General features: G+C 73.1%; 19 protein-coding genes. 7 read left to right on the top strand and 12 right to left on the bottom strand.

Translation table 11 applies throughout. The annotated features are described in order from the left end of the window. Window positions 1-54: 54 nt before the first annotated feature. Window positions 55-564 carry a MarR family winged helix-turn-helix transcriptional regulator gene (locus tag BN6_RS18465; RefSeq protein ID WP_015101217.1) on the bottom strand — a complete coding sequence of 170 codons (510 nt, stop codon included), beginning with the start codon at window positions 562-564 and terminating at the stop codon, window positions 55-57. Window positions 565-606: 42 nt separating this feature from the next. Here BN6_RS18465 and BN6_RS18460 point away from each other — a divergent pair, with 42 nt between their 5' ends. Both BN6_RS18460 and BN6_RS45785 read left to right on the top strand, forming a co-directional pair. Continuing rightward, window positions 607-1,497, top strand: a complete 891-nt coding sequence (locus BN6_RS18460) for a DMT family transporter (RefSeq protein WP_041313199.1) — start codon at window positions 607-609, stop codon at window positions 1,495-1,497. A 110-nt stretch (window positions 1,498-1,607) separates the two neighbouring features. Continuing rightward, window positions 1,608-3,266, top strand: a complete 1,659-nt coding sequence (locus tag BN6_RS45785; protein ID WP_015101215.1) for a cellulose binding domain-containing protein — start codon at window positions 1,608-1,610, stop codon at window positions 3,264-3,266. Here BN6_RS45785 and BN6_RS18450 read toward each other — a convergent pair. Together BN6_RS18450 and BN6_RS18445 are read right to left on the bottom strand one after the other, a co-directional pair. Next, window positions 3,256-4,464 (bottom strand): MFS transporter, encoded by a 1,209-nt coding sequence (locus BN6_RS18450; RefSeq protein ID WP_015101214.1) that lies wholly within the window; start codon window positions 4,462-4,464, stop codon window positions 3,256-3,258. The genes BN6_RS45785 and BN6_RS18450 overlap by 11 nt on opposite strands. 75 nt (window positions 4,465-4,539) lie before the next feature. Then, complete coding sequence (locus BN6_RS18445; RefSeq protein ID WP_015101213.1) at window positions 4,540-5,136, bottom strand: TetR/AcrR family transcriptional regulator; 597 nt, start codon at window positions 5,134-5,136, stop codon at window positions 4,540-4,542. 133 nt (window positions 5,137-5,269) lie between these two features. Between BN6_RS18445 and BN6_RS18440 the strand changes: the two genes are divergently transcribed. Beyond that, window positions 5,270-5,836, top strand: a complete 567-nt coding sequence (locus BN6_RS18440) for a carboxymuconolactone decarboxylase family protein (protein ID WP_015101212.1) — start codon at window positions 5,270-5,272, stop codon at window positions 5,834-5,836. Window positions 5,837-5,856: 20 nt separating this feature from the next. Here the strand turns inward: BN6_RS18440 and BN6_RS18435 are convergent, their stop codons facing one another. From BN6_RS18435 to BN6_RS18415, 5 genes are all read right to left on the bottom strand, one after another. Then, window positions 5,857-6,330, bottom strand: a complete 474-nt coding sequence (locus BN6_RS18435; protein WP_015101211.1) for a nuclear transport factor 2 family protein — start codon at window positions 6,328-6,330, stop codon at window positions 5,857-5,859. Between the two features lie 41 nt (window positions 6,331-6,371). Further along, a complete protein-coding gene (locus tag BN6_RS18430) occupies window positions 6,372-7,094 on the bottom strand; it encodes a GNAT family N-acetyltransferase (RefSeq protein WP_015101210.1) in 723 nt (240 codons plus the stop codon). A gap of 160 nt (window positions 7,095-7,254) precedes the next feature. Beyond that, on the bottom strand, window positions 7,255-8,313 hold the full coding sequence (locus BN6_RS18425) for an acetate/propionate family kinase (protein ID WP_015101209.1): 1,059 nt from the start codon (window positions 8,311-8,313) through the stop codon (window positions 7,255-7,257). Next, complete coding sequence (locus BN6_RS18420) at window positions 8,313-10,640, bottom strand: phosphoketolase family protein (protein ID WP_051075636.1); 2,328 nt, start codon at window positions 10,638-10,640, stop codon at window positions 8,313-8,315. Before BN6_RS18420 ends, BN6_RS18425 begins: the two co-directional genes overlap by 1 nt. A gap of 77 nt (window positions 10,641-10,717) precedes the next feature. Next, window positions 10,718-11,587: a universal stress protein gene (locus BN6_RS18415; protein ID WP_015101207.1), complete on the bottom strand. Its 870-nt coding sequence runs from the start codon at window positions 11,585-11,587 to the stop codon at window positions 10,718-10,720. 164 nt (window positions 11,588-11,751) lie between these two features. Between BN6_RS18415 and BN6_RS46775 the strand changes: the two genes are divergently transcribed. From BN6_RS46775 to BN6_RS18405, 3 genes are all read left to right on the top strand, one after another. Next, complete coding sequence (locus tag BN6_RS46775) at window positions 11,752-11,889, top strand: hypothetical protein (RefSeq protein ID WP_158509407.1); 138 nt, start codon at window positions 11,752-11,754, stop codon at window positions 11,887-11,889. 38 nt (window positions 11,890-11,927) lie between these two features. After that, on the top strand, window positions 11,928-12,587 hold the full coding sequence (locus BN6_RS18410) for a response regulator transcription factor (RefSeq protein WP_041313194.1): 660 nt from the start codon (window positions 11,928-11,930) through the stop codon (window positions 12,585-12,587). Window positions 12,588-12,692: 105 nt separating this feature from the next. Then, window positions 12,693-13,727 (top strand): hypothetical protein, encoded by a 1,035-nt coding sequence (locus tag BN6_RS18405; protein ID WP_015101205.1) that lies wholly within the window; start codon window positions 12,693-12,695, stop codon window positions 13,725-13,727. Here the strand turns inward: BN6_RS18405 and BN6_RS18400 are convergent. From BN6_RS18400 to BN6_RS18390, 3 genes are all read right to left on the bottom strand, one after another. Further along, a complete protein-coding gene (locus BN6_RS18400) occupies window positions 13,724-13,975 on the bottom strand; it encodes a hypothetical protein (RefSeq protein WP_148302921.1) in 252 nt (83 codons plus the stop codon). The genes BN6_RS18405 and BN6_RS18400 overlap by 4 nt on opposite strands. A 223-nt stretch (window positions 13,976-14,198) precedes the next feature. Then, window positions 14,199-14,507, bottom strand: coding sequence for a DUF3140 domain-containing protein (locus BN6_RS18395; protein ID WP_015101203.1), 309 nt, complete (start codon window positions 14,505-14,507; stop codon window positions 14,199-14,201). Then, the gene (locus BN6_RS18390) at window positions 14,504-14,719 is read right to left on the bottom strand and encodes a hypervirulence associated TUDOR domain-containing protein (RefSeq protein WP_041313190.1); all 216 of its coding nucleotides are present in this window, start codon (window positions 14,717-14,719) and stop codon (window positions 14,504-14,506) included. The genes BN6_RS18395 and BN6_RS18390 overlap by 4 nt, the downstream gene beginning before the upstream one ends. A 204-nt stretch (window positions 14,720-14,923) precedes the next feature. On the opposite strand from BN6_RS18390, the gene BN6_RS18385 reads away from it, so the two are divergent. Continuing rightward, window positions 14,924-15,367, top strand: coding sequence for an SRPBCC family protein (locus BN6_RS18385; protein WP_015101201.1), 444 nt, complete (start codon window positions 14,924-14,926; stop codon window positions 15,365-15,367). On the opposite strand, the gene BN6_RS18380 is transcribed toward BN6_RS18385, so the two are convergent. Further along, window positions 15,358-16,944: a phytoene desaturase family protein gene (locus tag BN6_RS18380; RefSeq protein ID WP_015101200.1), complete on the bottom strand. Its 1,587-nt coding sequence runs from the start codon at window positions 16,942-16,944 to the stop codon at window positions 15,358-15,360. The two genes, BN6_RS18385 and BN6_RS18380, sit on opposite strands and share 10 nt — an antisense overlap. Window positions 16,945-17,014 lie beyond the last annotated feature (70 nt).

Raw genomic sequence — 17,014 nt, 5'->3', positions numbered from 1 at the left:
GCGGTCCGCCGAAGATCACCCGGTCGGTCCAGTCGCGGGCCTGGCTCGGGCGCGTCAGCCGGCGGACGGTGTCTCGAAGTGGCCGAGCCAGGTCGCGAGCAGCCGCTCCAGCGCCCGCGCGTCGGCCGGGTCCAGCACGTCGAGCAACCGGCGCTCGTTGGCCATGTGCTCGGTGAACGCCTGGTCGATCACGCGCTTGCCCGCGTCGGTCAGCGCCACGACGCGGCGGCGGCCGTCGGCGGAGGCGGCCCGGCGGGCGACCAGGCCGTCGCGCTCCAGCCGGTCGATGCGCTTGGTGATGGCACCGGTGGTGACCATGGTGTGCAGGGCGAGTTCGCCGGGCGCGCGCTCGCAAGGCTCGCCCGCCCGGCGCAGGGCGGCCAGCACGTCGAACTCGCCCTCGCCCAGGCCGTGCCGCCGGTAGACGACGGTGAGCTGCTCGGTCAGCACGGCGGCCAACCGGTGCAGCCGGCCGATGACGCCCTGCGGCGAGACGTCGAGGTCCGGTCGTTCGCGTGCCCACTCGGCCTGGATCCGGGCCACGTGGTCCTGGTGTCCGCTCACACCCGCGACAATATACCTTCCACGGAAGCTATATTGCCTTCCATGGAAGCTACCACCCGGTGGGCGCTGGTCACCGCCGTCGCGCCGATCGCCTGGGGATCGACCTACTACGTCACGCACCGGTTCCTGCCCGCCGACCAGCCGCTGTGGGGCTCCGCGCTGCGCGCCCTGCCCGCCGGCCTGCTCCTGCTGGCGGTCCGCCGGGAACGGCCGCGCGGCGACTGGTGGTGGCGCGCGGCGGTGCTCGGCACGCTGAACATGGGCGCGTTCTTCGCCCTGGTCTACGTCTCCGCGCAACTGCTGCCCACCAGCCTGGCGGCGACGATCATGGCCGTCTCGCCCGCCGCGATGATGGCGGTCGCCTGGCTCGCGCTCGCCGAGCGGCCGCGTGCCCTGGCGGTGACCGGCGCGGCGGTCGGGATCGGCGGCGTGGTGCTGATGCTGGCCACCGGCGTCGGCGCGGTCAGCCCGCTGGGCGTGGTCGCGTCCGCCGCCGCGATGCTCATGTCCGCCACCGGCCACGTGCTGACCAAGAAGTGGGCCTCCGACGCCGACGTGCTGTCGGTGACGTCGTGGCAGCTCATCGCCGGCGGACTGGTGCTCACCGTCGCGGCGGTCGTCATCGAGGGCGGCCCGCCACCGCTGACCGCGAGCAGCGCCGCCGCGTTCGGCTACGTCACGGTGATCGCCACGGCGGTCGCGTTCAGCGCGTGGTTCACCGGGCTGCGCCACCTCGACGCGGGCACGGTCGGGCTGATCGGCCTGCTCAACCCGGTGACCGGGGTGGTGCTCGGGATGGCCGTGGCGGGCGAGCCGCTGACCGCCCGGCAGGGCTTCGGCCTGGCGCTGGTGCTCGTCGGCGTTCTGCTCGGCCAACCCGCCGCGCGCCGGTTGTCGCGCGCCCGGCAACCCAGGCCCGATCTCCACGTCTGACTGTCCGAAGCGGTTCGTTGACTACGCCGGAACGCGTGCTTATAAATGTCCCGACCACGGGTGTAAGCCGCGACACTCAACCCCTCCCCTGCCCGAAGGGTGTCTCCGGCATGAGGAAACGTCTGTCAGCGGTCGCGGTCGCCTGCGCCGCGCTCACCGCCGTGCTCAGCCCACCGGCCCACGCGGCGGCGGCCCGGGTGACCGCCGAGTTCAGCCAGGACTCGGTCTGGAGCACCGGCTACGGCGGCAGGTTCGCGTTGACCAACACCGGCGACGCGGACAGCACCGGCTGGGTGGTCGAGTTCGACCTCCCGGCGGGCACGGCGGTCACCAACTCGTGGAACTCGGTGCTCACCAGGACCGGTCAGCACTTCAGGTTCGCCAACGCCGGGTTCAACGGCAAGATCCGGCCCGGCGGCACCGCCGGGTTCGGCTTCAACGTCAGCGGACCGGGCCTGCCCGCGAGTTGCACGGTGAACGGCGCGCCGTGCGCGGGCGGCGGCCCGGCACCCGACACCACCCCGCCGACCACGCCCGGCCCGCCCCTCGCGACCGGTGTCACGTCCACCTCGATCTCCTTGCTGTGGAAGGAGTCCACCGACAACGTCGGCGTGGTCGAGTACCAGGTGCTGCACGGCTCCACGGTCGTCGCCACCTCCACCACGACGGCCGCCACGGTCGGCGCGCTCACCCCCGACACCGCCTACGCGTTCACCGTCCGCGCCCGTGACGCGGCGGGCAACACCTCCCCGGCCGGCTCCCCGGTCGCCGCCCGGACCAGCCCGGCCTCCGGCGGGTCCACAGTGGACGTCGCCACCGCCGCGCAGCTCCAGGCCGCGCTCACCGCCGCCGCTCCCGGCCAGACGATCCGGCTCGCGGCGGGCGTGTACCGGGGCTCGTTCGCGACCACCCGCCCCGGCACGGCCGGCGCGCCGATCACGCTCACCGGCCCGGCGGACGCCGTGCTGGTCAACGACGGCCCGTCCGGCGACGCGCCGAGCTGCCCGGCCCCGACGGCGGGCTGGGACCCGGGGTACGGCCTGTGGCTGTACGACGCGCCGCACTGGAACCTGACCGGGTTCACCGTGCGGGAGTCCAAGAAGGGCATCGTCGCCGACAACTCGCACCACACGGTGATCTCCCGGGTCTCGGTGCACCACGTCGACGAGGAGGGCGTGCACTTCCGGCGCTCGTCGGCGGACAGCGTCCTGCGCGACTCGACCATCACCGACACCGGGCTGGTGCAGCCCGGCTACGGCGAGGGCGTCTACCTCGGGTCGGCCAACTCGAACTGGGGCTGCCACGGCAACTCCGGCGGCGTCGACCGCAGCGACCGGGTGCAGGTGCTGGGCAACCGGATCGGGCCGAACATCGCGGCCGAGCCGATCGACGTCAAGGAGGGCACGTTCCACGGCGTGATCCGCGGCAACACCTTCGACGGCAAGGGGATCTCCGGTCAGAACTCCGCCGACTCGTGGATCGACGTGAAGGGCGTCGGCTACACGATCGAGGACAACACCGGCACATTCGGCTCCCCCGGCACGTTCGCCAACGGCTACGAGACGCACAACCCGGCCACCACCCCGTCGTTCGCCAACGGGTGCGGCAACGTGTGGCGCGGCAACCGTTCCGACCTCGGCGGCGTCGGCCAGTACGCCATCAAGATCACGTCCACGTCGAAGTGCTCCGCGCTGCCCAACGTGGTACACGCCTCGAACACGGTGACCCGCGCGGTCAACGGCCTGACCAACGTCCCGGTCACGCCGTGACGTCGTGGGCCGGTCGTGCCTCGGCCGGCCCACCTCGCCTTCCTTCGCGCCGTCCTCGGGGTCGTCCTCGGGGCAGCACGTCGGGCAGCACCGTCAGCACGCCGGCCAGCGCCAGCACCACGCCCAGCCACAGTGGGGCACGCAGCCCGAACGCGGTGATCGCCGCGCCGCCCACCGACGAGCCGATGATGATCCCCAGCGTGATGAACGACGTGTGCACGGTGTTGACCAGCGGCCCGGCGTTCCCCGCGCGCTGCACGCGGGTCGCCATGGCCGGGTTCATGGTCACACCGACCAGCCCGACGCCGGCCATGGCCGCGATCGCGAGCACCGGCACGTCGGCGGTCAGCGCGAACACCGCGAGGAAGGCCGCGTTGAGCCCCAACCCGGCCACCAGCACGGTGTGCGGCCGCCGGTCGGCCAGCCGCCCGACGACCAGGTTGCCCACGACGGTCGCCACCCCGTACCCGACCAGCAGCAGTGGGACCACGCCGGCGGAGAACCCGGTGACCTCGGTCAGGATCGGGGTGAAGTAGCTGAACGCGGCGAAGGTCGCGCCGATCGTGAAGGTGCTCGCCGCGAGCACCCGCCACAGCCGCGCCCGGCGGAACACCGCGAGTTCGTCCCGCAGCCGGCCGCCCGCGTGGGTCGACACGCCGGCGGGCACGCCGACGGCCGTCGCGCCCGCCGCGAGCACCGCCAACGCGGTGATCACCCAGAACGCCGCGCGCCAGCCGAAGTGCTCCCCGACCAGCGTCGAGAGCGGCAGGCCGAGCACCGTGCCGAGCATCAGCCCGTTCATCGCCGCCGCGACGGCCCGGCCGCGCAGGTCGGGTCGCACGACCTGGAGGCACAGCGAGATCCCGACCCCGAAGAACGCCTGCGCCGCCACGCCGGTGACCACCCGCGCCGCCAGCATCACGCCGTAGTCCGACGCGGTCGTGGCGAGCACGTTGCCCGCCAGGAACACCGCGAACAGCACCAGCAGCGCGCGGCGGACCGGCAGTCGCATCACCGCGACGGTCAGGAACGGCCCGCCGACGGCCATCGCCACGGCGAACGCCGTGATCAGGTAGCCGATCTCCGGGACGGTGACGCCCAGGCCGGCCGCCATCTGCGGCATCAGCCCCGCCACCACGAACTCCCCGGTCACCATCGCGAAGATGCCGACCGCGATCACGTACACCGCACGAGGCACGCGCCCACCCCCAGTTATGGAACGATCAGTACAAAATGAGTGCAGCCCACGACCCGCTCCTGCCGGGACGGGACCTCAGCCGGTCAACGCGCTCAACGCGGTCGCCGCGACACCTTCGAGGTCGGCGCGGTCCGCGCCACCCTGGCTGGCCACCCGCATCCCGGCCACCACCGAGTCCAGGAACCGGACCAGGTGCGCCGGGTCCTGCCCGGTGCGGAACTCGCCGTCGCGCTGCCCGCGCTCGACCACCGCGCGCAACGCGGCGTGCCGCCGTTCCCGGTCGCGGTCGAGCAGCCGGGCCACCACGGCGTCGTCACCGCCGAGCTCCACCACCGTGTTCACCGACAGGCAGCCCAGACCACGGCCGTCGCGCCGGTGCGCCTGCTCGCCGTCCACCACGAACGCGAGCAGCGCGCGGACCCGGTCCACCGCGGATCGCGAGTCGTCCTCCAGGATCGCCAGGTGTCCGGCGGTCATCGACTCGACGTACCTGGTCAGCGCGCGGGTGAACAGCTCGTGCTTGCTGACGAACGCGTGGTAGACGCTGCTGCGCCCCAGGCCCGTCGCGGCGCACAGGTCCTGGGTCGAGGTGGCGTGGTAGCCGTTCGCCCAGAACGCGTGCATCGCCGCGTCCAGCGCGCGGTCCTCGTCGAAGCTCTTCGGTCGGGCCACGTCGCCGACGCTAGCAGTTTTGGACCGCTCGATCCAAATGGGTCGTCGGACCGCCGAGGAGTCCCGGGTGGACGGCCCGGGGTTGGTCCGTTTCGGGGCACGCCGGCCCCGGAACGGGTACTAGCGTGAAGTCATGGCGCATATCGACTTCGGCGTGGACGAGTCCCTGTTCCCCGGCATCTCCGGCCCGATGCGGTTCCGGCCGGAGACCGCCGGACCGCTCAACCAGCTGGCCGAGGCGCTGCTGCGCGCGCCGCACTCCCTGCCGCAGGGCGAACGCGAGCTGATCGCCGCGTACGTGTCCGGGCTCAACGAGTGCAAGTTCTGCTGCGACTCGCACTCGGCCTTCGCCGCCGCCCAGCTGGACGACGGGATGGCGCTGGTCAAGGAGGTCCGCAAGGACCCGTACAGCGCGCCCATCTCGGACAAGCTGCGGGCGCTGCTCAAGATCGCCGCCGCCGTGCAGGAGTCCGGCCGCAAGGTGACCACGCTGCTCGTGGACGAGGCGCGCGCCGAGGGCGCGACCGACGTGGAGATCCACGACACGGTGCTGATCGCGGCGGCGTTCGCGATGTTCAACCGGTACGTCGACGGCCTGGGCACGCTCGCACCCGAGGACCCGGCGGTCTACAAGGAGTCCGCGCAGCGGATCGTCGAGCACGGCTACGTCGCCACGCTCACCGACTCGCCCACGCCGTAACGCCCCGGCGGCGGCCATCGCTACTCGGCCTTCGGCTCGGGCACCCAGCCGGGCAGTGGGCCGACCTCGAACGGCCGGTGCACGGTTCGCCGGGTGATCCGCCACCGGCCGTCGTGCCGGCGGTACTCGTCCAGGTAGGTGCCGCCGCCGGTCACCCAGGTGTCGTCGGCCAGCCGGACGTGCAGGACGACGTCGCTGCGGCCGGTCGCGACGCCCTGCGCCACGGCGTCGAGGTCGACCACGTGGTTGACCGTGCCGTGCTGCATGAGGGGGTACGTCCGCCACTGCCACTGGACGGCGGCGCAGATCGCGGCCACTCCGGTGAAGATCCGCTCGGGAGCCGGGCCGGTCGCCCACACCGCGTCCGGCGCCCACACCGCCCGCCACAGTTCCAGGTCGCGGTGGTCGGCGGCCACGCAGTACTCGTTGGCCAGCCGGCGCAGCGCGAGTTCGGCTTCGAGGCGGTCCAGCCGGGCCAGGAGATCGTCGCTCATGACGACCACCCTGCCCGGTCACGGGGTCCGGCACCGCCGGTTCACGCGACCTCGGCCACCGGGACCCGCACCGCCACGAACTCCGACCGGCGGCGGAGCCGGAAGCCGAGCGACTCGTAGAGCCGGATCGCGTTGGTGTTGTCCTCCGTCGCGTGCATCATCGGCGTCTCGCCGCGCGCCCGGATCCCGGCCGCCACCGCCAGCACGAGCCGCGTCGCGAGCCCCTGGCCCCGGTGCTCGGCGTCGGTGCACACCGCGCTGATCTCGGTCCACCCCGGCGGGTGCATCCGCTCGCCGGCCATCGCGACCAGCCGCCCGGCGCGCCGGATCCCCAGGTAGGTGCCCAGCTCGATGGTCCGCTCCCGGAACGGGCCGGGCTTGGCGCGCTCCACCAGCTCCAGCATCTCCGGCACGTCCGCCGCCGTCAGCCGGACCGCCTCCGGGTCCTCGGCGGCCCGCACGCCCTCGCCGACGAGCTGCACGCCCGCGCCGCGGAACTCGACCTCCCAGCCCGCCGGCGGGTCGATGCCCGCCGGGCTGCTCAGCCCGGCCAGCAGGCCGGGCCCGACCAGGCCGGCGATGTCGTCCCAGACCCGTTCGTCCGGCTCCGGCGGCAGCGCCAGGAACGGCGCGACGTCGGCCCGGTAGCGCAGCACCTGACCGTGCCGCTCGGCGAAGCGGGCGTGCACGCCGGTCAACGACGTCCACACCGGGTGGTCCAGCTCCGGGTGGTCCAGCCCTGGGTGGTCCAGTGCGGTCGTCATGTGGCGGCCCCCGTCCGATGTTCGCAAACGGGCGAATCATCCGTTCGACCGCAGACCGCTGTCCACCGGCTCCCACATCCTGAACACCACCGGCCCGAATCGTCCCCCGTGGACGGTTCAGCCGACCCCGTCGCGGCCGACCCGGTCGAGCCGACCCGGCTCAGCCGACGGCCTGCCGCACGCCCGCGGCGATCTCCAGGTCTTCCCGCGCCTGCACCACCACGACCGCGGCCGACGACCCGTCGGCGCTGATCACCTCGTCACCGGCACGTCCCGCGTTGCGCTCCTGGTCCACCGCGACACCCAGGAACCCCAACCCCTCCACGGTCCGCGCGCGCACGGCCGCGTCGTGCTCGCCCACCCCACCGGTGAACACGAGCACGTCCAGCCCGCCCAGCGACGCCACCATCGCCGCGATCGCCTGGCGCAGCCGGTGCACGAACACCTCCACGGCCAACGCCGCCTCAGGCGTCCCGGCGCGGTGGACGTCCCGGAGATCGGCGCTCCCGGACAGGCCGAGCAGACCGGACCGGTGCTCCAGGTCGTCCTCCAGCTCCGCCGCCGACAGCTTCCCGTCGCGCAGCAACCACACCAGCAGCCCGGGGTCCACGTCGCCGCTGCGGGTCGCCATCACCAGACCCGCCAACGGGGTGAAGCCCATCGTCGTGTCGACCGACCGCCCGTCGCGCACGGCGGCCAGCGAACAGCCCGCGCCCAGGTGACAGGTGACCACCCGGGAGCCACCGGCCAGTTCCCCGGCACGGCGGGACGCGTACGCGTGCGACAGCCCGTGGAACCCGTACCGACGCACGCCCCACTCGTCCCGCCACCGCGCCGGCACCGCGTACGTGGTCGCGAAACCGGGCATGGTGTGGTGGAACGCGGTGTCGAAGCACGCCACCTGCGGCACGTCCGGCAACGCCGACGTGGCCGCGTCGATCCCCGCCAACGCCCGAGGTTGGTGCAGCGGGGCAAGGTCGGTGAGGCGTTCCACCGCCGCGCGGCTCTCGGCGTCGAGGACCACGGGACCGGAGAAGTCCGGCCCGCCGTGGACCACCCGGTGGCCCACGGCGTCCACGTCCGGCGCGTCGGCCAGGAACTCGGCGACGCCGCCGGTGCCGTCCCAGCGCTCTACGTGGCGTTGCGCCACCACGTCGTCGCCGTCGAGCACGGACAGCTTCAGGCTCGACGAACCCGCGTTCACCACCAGCACGCGCATCAGTACGGCCAGGCCCAGTCGCGGACTTCGGGCAGGTCCTCGCCGTGCTCCCGGATCCAGGTGTGGTGCCGGGTCCGCTGGTCCTGCATCAGTTGACGCAGCCCGGCGGCCCGGACGCCCAGCCCCGGCACCCGGTCGATCACGTCGATCACCAACCGGTACCGGTCCATGTCGTTGAGCACCAGCATGTCGAACGGCGTGGTCGTGGTGCCCTCCTCCTTGTAGCCGCGCACGTGCAGGTTGACGTGGTTGGCCCGCCGGTAGGTCAGCCGGTGGATCAGCCACGGGTAGCCGTGGTAGGCGAAGATCACCGGCCGGTCGGGCGTGAACAACGCGTCGAACTCGCGGTCCGGCATCCCGTGCGGGTGCTCGGTCTCCGGCTGCAACCGCATCAGGTCGACCACGTTGACCACCCGCACCCGCAACTCCGGCAGGTGCTCCCGCAGCAGCGCCGCCGCCGCCATCACCTCCAACGTCGGCGCGTCGCCCGCGCACGCCAGCACCACGTCCGGCTCGCCGTCGGCCGTCCCCGCCCACTCCCACGTGCCCGCGCCGCGCGCGCAGTGCAGCGCCGCCTCCTGCGGACCCAGCCAGTCCGGCGTCAGGTTCTTGCCCGACACGACCACGTTGACGTAGTCACGGCTGCGCAGGCAGTGGTCGGCGACCGACAGCAGCGTGTTGGTGTCCGGCGGCAGGTAGACCCGCACCACCTCGGCCTTCTTGTTCATCACGTGGTCGATGAACCCCGGGTCCTGGTGCGAGAACCCGTTGTGATCCTGCCGCCACACGTGCGACGACAGCAGGTAGTTCAACGACGCCACCGACCGCCGCCACGGCAGCTTCCGGCTCGTGCCCAGCCACTTGGCGTGCTGGTTGAACATCGAGTCCACGATGTGGATGAACGCCTCGTAGCAGTTGAACAGCCCGTGCCGCCCGGTCAGCAGATAACCCTCCAGGAACCCCTGGCACAGGTGCTCGGACAGCACCTCCACCACCCGACCGTTCGGCTCCAGGTGCTCGTCGGTCGGCAGACGTTCGGCCTGCCACTGCTTCGCGGTCGCCTCGTACACCGCGTCCAACCGGTTCGACGCCGTCTCGTCCGGCCCGAACAACCGGAAGTTCTTCTCGTCCGCGTTCAGGGTCATGACATCGCGCAGCAGCCGGCCGAGCACGCGCGTCGGTTCGGACGTCGTGGTGCCGTGCTTGGTCACCTCGACGCTGTGCGCGGCGACGGACGGCAGCCGCAACTCCCTCAGCAGCAGGCCGCCGTTGGCGTGCGGGGTCGAGCCCATCCGGCGGGTGCCGGAGGGCGCGAGCGCCAGCAGTTCCGGTTTCGGCCGGCCGTGGTCGTCGAACAGCTCCTGCGGCCGGTACGAGCGCAGCCACGTCTCCAACTGCCGCAGGTGCTCGGGGTTGTCCCGCACGCCCGCGAGCGGCACCTGGTGCGCCCGCCACGTGCCCTCGATCGGCACACCGTCCACTTCGGACGGACCGGTCCACCCCTTCGGGCTGCGCAGGACGATCATCGGCCAGCGCGGTCGCTCGCCGTCGCCGGACTCCTTGATGCGGCGGACCTCGTCCAGCACGCCGTCGAGCACCTCGGCCATCCGGGCGTGCATCGCCGCCGGGTCGGCACCCTCCACGTAGTGCGGCGCGTAGCCGTAGCCGCGCAGCAGCGCGTCCAGCTCCTCGTGCGGGATCCGCGCCAGCACCGCCGGGTTGGCGATCTTGTAGCCGTTGAGGTGCAGGATCGGCAGCACGACACCGTCGCGCGCCGGGTCGAGGAACTTGTTGCCGTGCCAGCTGGCCGCCAGCGGGCCGGTCTCCGCCTCGCCGTCGCCGATCACGCACGCCACCAGCAGGTCCGGGTTGTCGAACGCCGCGCCGAACGCGTGCGCCAGCGAGTACCCCAGCTCCCCGCCCTCGTGGATCGAGCCCGGCACCTCCGGCGCGACATGACTCGGGACCCCGCCCGGGAAGGAGAACTGCCGGAACAACCGGCGCATCCCCTCCTCGTCGCGCGGCACGTCCGGGTAGTTCTCGCTGTAGGAGCCCTCCAACCAGGTGTTGGCCAGCAGCGCCGGGCCGCCGTGACCGGGCCCGGTCACGAACAGCACCTCGACGTCCCGCTCCCGGATCGCCCGGTTGAGGTGGGCGTAGAGGAAGTTCAGGCCGGGCGTGGTGCCCCAGTGGCCCAGCAGCCGGGGCTTGATGTGCTCCGGGGTCAGCGGTTCGGTCAGCAGCGGGTTGTCCAACAGGTAGATCTGACCGGCCGACAGGTAGTTCGCGGCGCGCCAGTAGGCGTCGACCAGTGCCAGGTCCGTCATCCGTGAGGCCCTCTCCCCTGGGTTCGGTTGTCTCCACGGCGGGGCTACCCGGTTGCGGCCGCCCTGCCACACGAGGTTCAGTCGGCGGGCGGTCGGACCACGGCCAGCGGGCACGGCGAGTGGTAGACCAGCGTCTGGCTGGTCGAGCCGAGCACCATGCCCTTGAACCCGCCGCGCCCCCGGCTGCCGACCACGAGCAGCTGCGCCCGCTCCGCGATCTTGAGCAGGGCGCGCGCCGGCCGGTCCTGCACCACGACCCGCTCGACGTCGACGTCCGGGTACTTCTCCTGCCACCCGGCCAGCCGCTCGGCGAGCACCAGCCGCTCCTCCTCCTCGACCCGCTCCCAGTCCACCGCGAGCGGACCGCCGAACACGCCGTCCACCGCGAAGTCGTCGCCGGCCAGCACCGCGACCAGCGGGACGTCGCGCATCGACGCGGCCTCGAACGCGAAGCCCACCGCCCGTTCGCTCGCGGGCGACCCGTCCACCCCGACCACGACCGGCCCGTCCTCGGGCACCGACCCGCGCACCACGACCACCGGGCACTCGCCGTGCGCCGCCACGGCCACCGCGACCGACCCGACCAGCACGCCGGTGAACCCGCCCAGCCCCCGTGAGCCGAGCACGACGGTCCGGGCGCGCTTGGACTCCCACACCATCGCGCCGGCCGCACCCGAGTGCTCCAGCGCCACCGACACCTCGACCCCGGGCGCGGCCGCCAGCGCGGCGGCCTCCGCCTCGGCCAGCCACTGCCGGCCCTGGTCCTCCAGCGCCTGGCGCACCTCGTGCCCGGTCAGCACGATCTCCGGGTAGCCGCGGCCGGGCACCAGGTAGGCGTGCACCAGCTTGAGCGGCAGGCGGTGCCGGGCCGCCTCGGCGGCGGCCCACTTCACCGCCGACAGCGCCGAGGCCGAACCGTCCACACCGACCACGATCGGATCGCTCATGAGCCCAATCCTTTCCGAAGACAGCGCTGCGCGCGCGCCGACAACACCGACGCTAAGCGCCCGCCGGCACGCCGGCAGCGGCCGTAGGTCCCGGCCGATCGAGGACCAAAGACCGCGTTCAGCAGATCGCCCGGATGGCGCAATGGACGGCGGGAGGAGTGAGGATGAGCTGGTACTTCGGACTGGACCACGGCCTGGTACCGCACGCGGCGGCGGGCGTGCTCGCGATCACGTCGGCGACCACCCTGGCAGTCGTCGCGCTGCGGCGTCCCCGCCCGACCGGGCGTCACGCGCGCCGGTGACACCCCATACGCTGATCGTGGGAGGCATGATGGCTGAGATGGGCGCGAAGGTGTTCCTCGTGGACGACCACGAGGTGGTCCGGGTCGGGGTCCGCGAGCTGTTGAACAGCGCGGACGACCTGGACGTGGTCGGCGAGGCCGGATCGGTGGCCGAAGCCCTGGCCCGGGTACCCGGCAGCCGAGCCGACGTCGCCGTGCTCGACGTCCGCCTGCCCGACGGCAACGGCATCGAACTGTGCCGCGAACTGCGCTCCCTGCTGCCCGACCTCAAATGCCTCATGCTCACCTCCTTCACCGACGACGAAGCCCTGTTCGACGCCATCATGGCCGGCGCCTCCGGCTTCGTCCTCAAACGCATCCTCGGCACCGACCTCGTCTCCGCCGTCCGCACCGTCGCCGCCGGCGAATCCCTGCTCGACGCCCGCTCCACCTCCGCCCTGCTCAACCGCATCCGCCGCGAACGCGAACACGGCGACCCCGTCCGAATGCTCACCGAACAGGAACGCGTCGTCCTCGACCACATCGGACGCGGCCTCACCAACCGCCAGATCGCCGAGCAGATGTTCCTCGCCGAGAAGACCATCAAGAACTACGTCTCCCACCTGCTGGCCAAACTCGGCCTCGAACGCCGCACCCAGGCCGCCGTCCTCGCCACCCGCCTGCGCAAGCCGGACCCGTCGACCCGCGAGAACGGCTGACCCCGCCACGCCACCCGGCTGACCCCTCGGCCCGCGCACCTAAATCGTTTGTCCACCTGTGCCGTGCCGGGATATGTTCGAGGGCTGCCTACCTTGGGGGGATCCGTGGTGGTGTTCGAGTGCGCCGGGTGCGGGGCCGCGCTGACCGTCCCGGTGACGCGGGTTGCGCTGCCCGAGCACGCCCACCGCGCGTACGGCAACGGTGTGGCGTTGCCGCCGCTCGTGGAAGCGGGGACCTACGCCGTGGACCCGGCACCGTCCGGCGCGCCGTGGCGGCCGTGGAGCGGGCTGGAGCCGGGCGAGGCGGCGGCACGCGGCGTGTTCGCCCCGGTCCACGCCCTGTCCACGGGCGCGCCGGGGGCGATCGTGGTCGCGCCGGGCGACACCCGGGGCACCGTCCTGATCCCGACGCGCCTCGACGGCCGCTGCTGCGGGCTCGACGGGCGCACCGGCCCGAACCTGGCGTGCGCGGACTGCGGGCGAGTGGTGGCGACCCGCATCGACGACTGCTCGTTGTGGCAGGCCACGTGGCTGGTACCGGGCGCCGTCCGCCGCACGCCCACAGGTACCCCGGCCGGCCCGACACCCGACTGGGCGACCGTGACGCGACCCGTCGAGCCGTTCGAGGAGGACACCGCGCGGCTGGAGGTCGAGGCCGGGGTCGCGCTGGCCCACCTGTTGGCGGCATCGGCGGGCATGCCGGTGACCGTCCCGGACGGGGTCGTCGCCAACTCCTTCGGCACCGTGCTGGAGGTGCTGCCGCCGGCGGGACCGGCGAAGGTCGCGACCCTGGCCGGCCCCGGCCTACCCGCCCAGGACACCGCCGACATCGTCCTGGTGCCCCGGCACCCGCGCACGGGCCGGCCGTGGCGACCGCCCGGTGCCGCGACCGCGGTCCCGGTGGCTGCCGGCCTGTGGACCACCCTGGCCTTCCACCCGGGACCGCTGATCCCGGCCACCGGCGGACTGCCCCGCGAGTTCCTCCGCGACGACCCGCCGCCGACGCGCGAGTGGCGGTGGGTCCGGCCGTACCCGGACGCCCTCCTCCACACGCTGGCCCGCCTGCCCGCCGTCCGCGAACCCTGGCTGCGCGCCGTCTACGACGACCTGTGGAACTCCCGCTACCCGTCCCTGATCTAGCTGGCCGAGGCGTCGGAGCGCTGGTCGTCGCGGGCCTTGCAGGCGCGCAGGGCCCACTCCTGCCGGCCGTACTCGTCGCGGAAGATCCGGTAGCAGGCCGTGATGGAGGTGGACTCGCAGGCGTCGTGGGCGATCCACACGTCGGCGTCGTGCTCGACGGCGATGTCCATGCAGTCGGAGAAGCTGCGCGGCGCTGCGGACGCCGTGGCTGCCTGGGGTGCCAGGAAACCCGCGACCACCAGAGCCATGCCCACTGCCGAAATCCTCGCCACGAACGACCTCACCATTGCCTCCTGATCAGTGCGTGATCAACGGACTCAAGTACACGCACCACCTGCCGATGCCCGCCATTCGTCCACGGCCGAATCACCTGACACGGTGGATTCTTCCCTCCCGTGTGTGGACGCAGGACCGCCGTCGTCACTCAACGTGTCGACGCGCGACCGTCTCGCGAAAGCGAAAGCCGCAGCGTCACTTCTTCAACGGGTCGTGTCCCCAGTTCATCAACGAGTACCGCCACTTCGTGTGCTCGACATCGCCGTCGGGCCGCTGTGCGAGGTGCCGGTGGACGTAGCCGACGACCTTGCGCATGTGGGCGTGGTCGTCGTCGGTCAACTCGGCCTTCTTCTTCCGCAGCACCTTGACGATGTGCCTGCCGGACGCGTGCCCGACCGACTCGCCGCCCTCGGACTGGCCGGCGGACTTGGACTCGTCGGTCGCCAGCCAGCGTTCCAACTCGGCCGCCGTCATGTTCACCGCCTCGTCGAAGTCCTCGCTCACGAGTCGTCCTTCAACGCGCTCGGCTTGTGCACGGCGTCCTTGCCGCTCTTGTCGCTGCGCACCCGGTACTGCGGCTCGTCCTCCGACGCGCGGACCTGCCTGCCGGCGGCCTCGGTGTCCTCGGTGATCTTCTCGACCACCTCACCGTGCACCGTCTGCCCGTGGCTGGACCACGCGACCTCGTCTCCCTTGTGCAGTTCCTTGTCACCCATGCCACGATTGTCGGCCGCCGTGCCCGGCCGCGCCCGGCAGTGCCGGCGTCCGACCGCCGCCCTGCACCGCGTCGGGCGTGCCGAATCCACCTGTCCGGGTGCAATCCCACGCCGCCGCGACGGGCCGGACCCACGCTGGGTCCACCCGGGACGAATCGTGCCGACGAACCGGATTCCGGACCGACGAGCGGGGTACCCAGGGTCATGGCGAAGGTCGAACTCGACATCCCCCGTTCACCCGACCGGATCTTCGAGGTACTGGCCGACGGGTGGTCCTACGCCGGTTGGGTGGTCGGCGCGACGCACATCCGCGACGTGGACCGCGCGTGGCCCGAGGTCGGCACGCGCATCCGGCACAGCGTCGGTGCCTGGCCGCTACAGATCGAGGACGAGACTGTGGTGCGCGCGGTCGAGGCGGGCAAGTCACTGGAGCTGGACGCCAAGCTGTGGCCGGTCGGTGCCGCCTGGATCCGGTTCGACCTGGCGCCCGCCGCCGACGGCGGCACCAGGGTCACCATGCGCGAGAAGGCCGTCAGCGGGCCGGGCAGCCTGCTGCCGGAACGGGTGCAGGCGGCCTTGCTGGTGCCCCGCAACAGGGAGACCCTCAAGCGGCTGGCCGACCTGGTCGTGCACGGCGATCAGCGGTAGAGGGCCCGCTGGAGGGCGCCCACCACCGCCCGGTACGCGCCACCGGCGTGACCGTGCCGGGCGAGCGCCGCGCGGGCCGCGTTCGCACCGCACGCGCCGTGCACCCCGCCGCCGGGGTGGGCGGACGCGCTCGCCAGGAACAGCCGGTCGATCGGGGTGTCCGCGCGGGACAGCCCCGGCGTCGGCCGGAACACCAGTTGCTGGTGGACGGCCGAGGTGCCGGCGTTGATCGCGCCGCCGTCCAGGCTGCGGTCGCGCGCCCGCAACTCGGCCGGACCGCTCACCGACCGGGCCAGCACCAGGTCCCGGAAGCCCGGCGCGTGCCGCTCGACCACCTGCTCCACCAGGTCGGCCCGCTCCCGCAGCCGGTCGGCCGACCACGCGTCGCCGCGCGGCACGTGGGTGTAGGCCCAGACCGACTCGGTGCCCGCCGGCGAGCGGGTGGGGTCGGTGGTGGTCATCTGGCCGAGCAGCAGGAACGGGGTGCGCGGCACGCGCCGGCAGGCGAGGTCGTTGGCGAAGTCGGCCAGGCCGTCCAGGTCCGTGCCCAGGTGCAGGGTGCCCGCCCGGCGGGCGTCCTCGGACAGCCACGGGACCGGACCGGACAACGCCCAGTCGACCTTGATCGTGGCGTCGTCCCAGTGGAAGCGGTCCAGGTCGTCGAGCAGCCGCGCGGGCAGGTGGTCGGGTCCCACGAGGTCGAGGTAGAGCGGCGGCGCGGGCACGTCGGCGAGCACGGCGCGGCGGGCCCGCACGAACTCGCCGTGGGCGTCCCGGACGCCGAGCGCCCGGCCGTCGGCCACGACCACCCGGCTGACCGGCCTGCCGCACTCCACCCGGCCGCCGCGCGCGTCCAGCCGGCGCACCAAGGCGCGCGCCAGTTCGCCCGCGCCGCCCTGAGGGACCGGGAAGCCGACGTCCTGGCCGAGCATCGCGAGCAACCAGCCGAACACCGCGCCGCCCGCGTGGTCCGGCCCCAGGTCGGTGTGCAGGGCGTTGCCGGCCAGCAGGATCTTCGCCCCGTCGCCGGCGAACCGCTCGTCGCCGAACGCGCGCACGGGCTGGGCGACCATCCGCGCGAACCGCAGCGCGTCGGACGCGCCGAGCCCACGCAGCAACCGCAGACCCGGGCGGACCGGCGGGAACGGCCGGAGCACCGCGCCCAGCAGGTCGTCGCGGACGCGCCGCCACCGCTCGAACTCCGCCCGCCACGCGGTCGCGTCGCCCGGGGCGAACGCGCCGACCGACTCGGCGGTCCGCTCCAGGTCGCGCGACAGCAGCGCGGTCCGCCCGTCCGGGAAGACGTGGGCCAGCACCTCGGGCGCGTGCACCCAGGTCAGGCCGTAGTCGGTCAGCCCCAGGCCGCGCAGCACCGGGGACGCCACGCCGAGCGGGTAGAAGGCGCTGAACAGGTCGTTGCGGAAGCCGGGCGCGGTGATCTCCGCCGTGCGCACGGCACCGCCGGGCTCGGCGGCGGCCTCCAGGACCAGGACGCTCCAGCCCTCGTCGGCCAGCAGGTTCGCCGCCACCAGGCCGTTGGGCCCCGCCCCGACGACCACCGCGTCGTACTCGCTCACCACGCCTCCCGACCTCGCTGCCCGGTCCGTCGTCCCGTCAGGTCCGAGCCTGCCCGACCTGGGGGCACCC

It is taken from the genome of Saccharothrix espanaensis DSM 44229 (genome assembly GCF_000328705.1).
GTDB lineage: Bacteria > Actinomycetota > Actinomycetes > Mycobacteriales > Pseudonocardiaceae > Actinosynnema > Actinosynnema espanaense.
The sequence above is the reverse complement of the archived record's forward strand: the minus strand, read 5'-3'. Positions and strand labels throughout refer to the sequence as shown.

Bases quoted from the DNA above. Each gene is read 5' to 3' on its own strand.
- BN6_RS18460 (WP_041313199.1), top strand. From the start codon at position 607: ATGGAAGCTACCACCCGGTGGGCGCTGGTCACCGCCGTCGCGCCGATC.
- BN6_RS45785 (WP_015101215.1), top strand. From the start codon at position 1,608: ATGAGGAAACGTCTGTCAGCGGTCGCGGTCGCCTGCGCCGCGCTCACC.
- BN6_RS18440 (WP_015101212.1), top strand. From the start codon at position 5,270: ATGGCGCATATCGACTTCGGCGTGGACGAGTCCCTGTTCCCCGGCATC.
- BN6_RS18435 (WP_015101211.1), bottom strand. From the start codon at position 6,330: ATGAGCGACGATCTCCTGGCCCGGCTGGACCGCCTCGAAGCCGAACTC.
- BN6_RS18430 (WP_015101210.1), bottom strand. From the start codon at position 7,094: ATGACGACCGCACTGGACCACCCAGGGCTGGACCACCCGGAGCTGGAC.
- BN6_RS18425 (WP_015101209.1), bottom strand. From the start codon at position 8,313: ATGCGCGTGCTGGTGGTGAACGCGGGTTCGTCGAGCCTGAAGCTGTCC.
- BN6_RS18420 (WP_051075636.1), bottom strand. From the start codon at position 10,640: ATGACGGACCTGGCACTGGTCGACGCCTACTGGCGCGCCGCGAACTAC.
- BN6_RS18415 (WP_015101207.1), bottom strand. From the start codon at position 11,587: ATGAGCGATCCGATCGTGGTCGGTGTGGACGGTTCGGCCTCGGCGCTG.
- BN6_RS46775 (WP_158509407.1), top strand. From the start codon at position 11,752: ATGAGCTGGTACTTCGGACTGGACCACGGCCTGGTACCGCACGCGGCG.
- BN6_RS18410 (WP_041313194.1), top strand. From the start codon at position 11,928: ATGGGCGCGAAGGTGTTCCTCGTGGACGACCACGAGGTGGTCCGGGTC.
- BN6_RS18400 (WP_148302921.1), bottom strand. From the start codon at position 13,975: ATGGCTCTGGTGGTCGCGGGTTTCCTGGCACCCCAGGCAGCCACGGCG.
- BN6_RS18390 (WP_041313190.1), bottom strand. From the start codon at position 14,719: ATGGGTGACAAGGAACTGCACAAGGGAGACGAGGTCGCGTGGTCCAGC.
- BN6_RS18385 (WP_015101201.1), top strand. From the start codon at position 14,924: ATGGCGAAGGTCGAACTCGACATCCCCCGTTCACCCGACCGGATCTTC.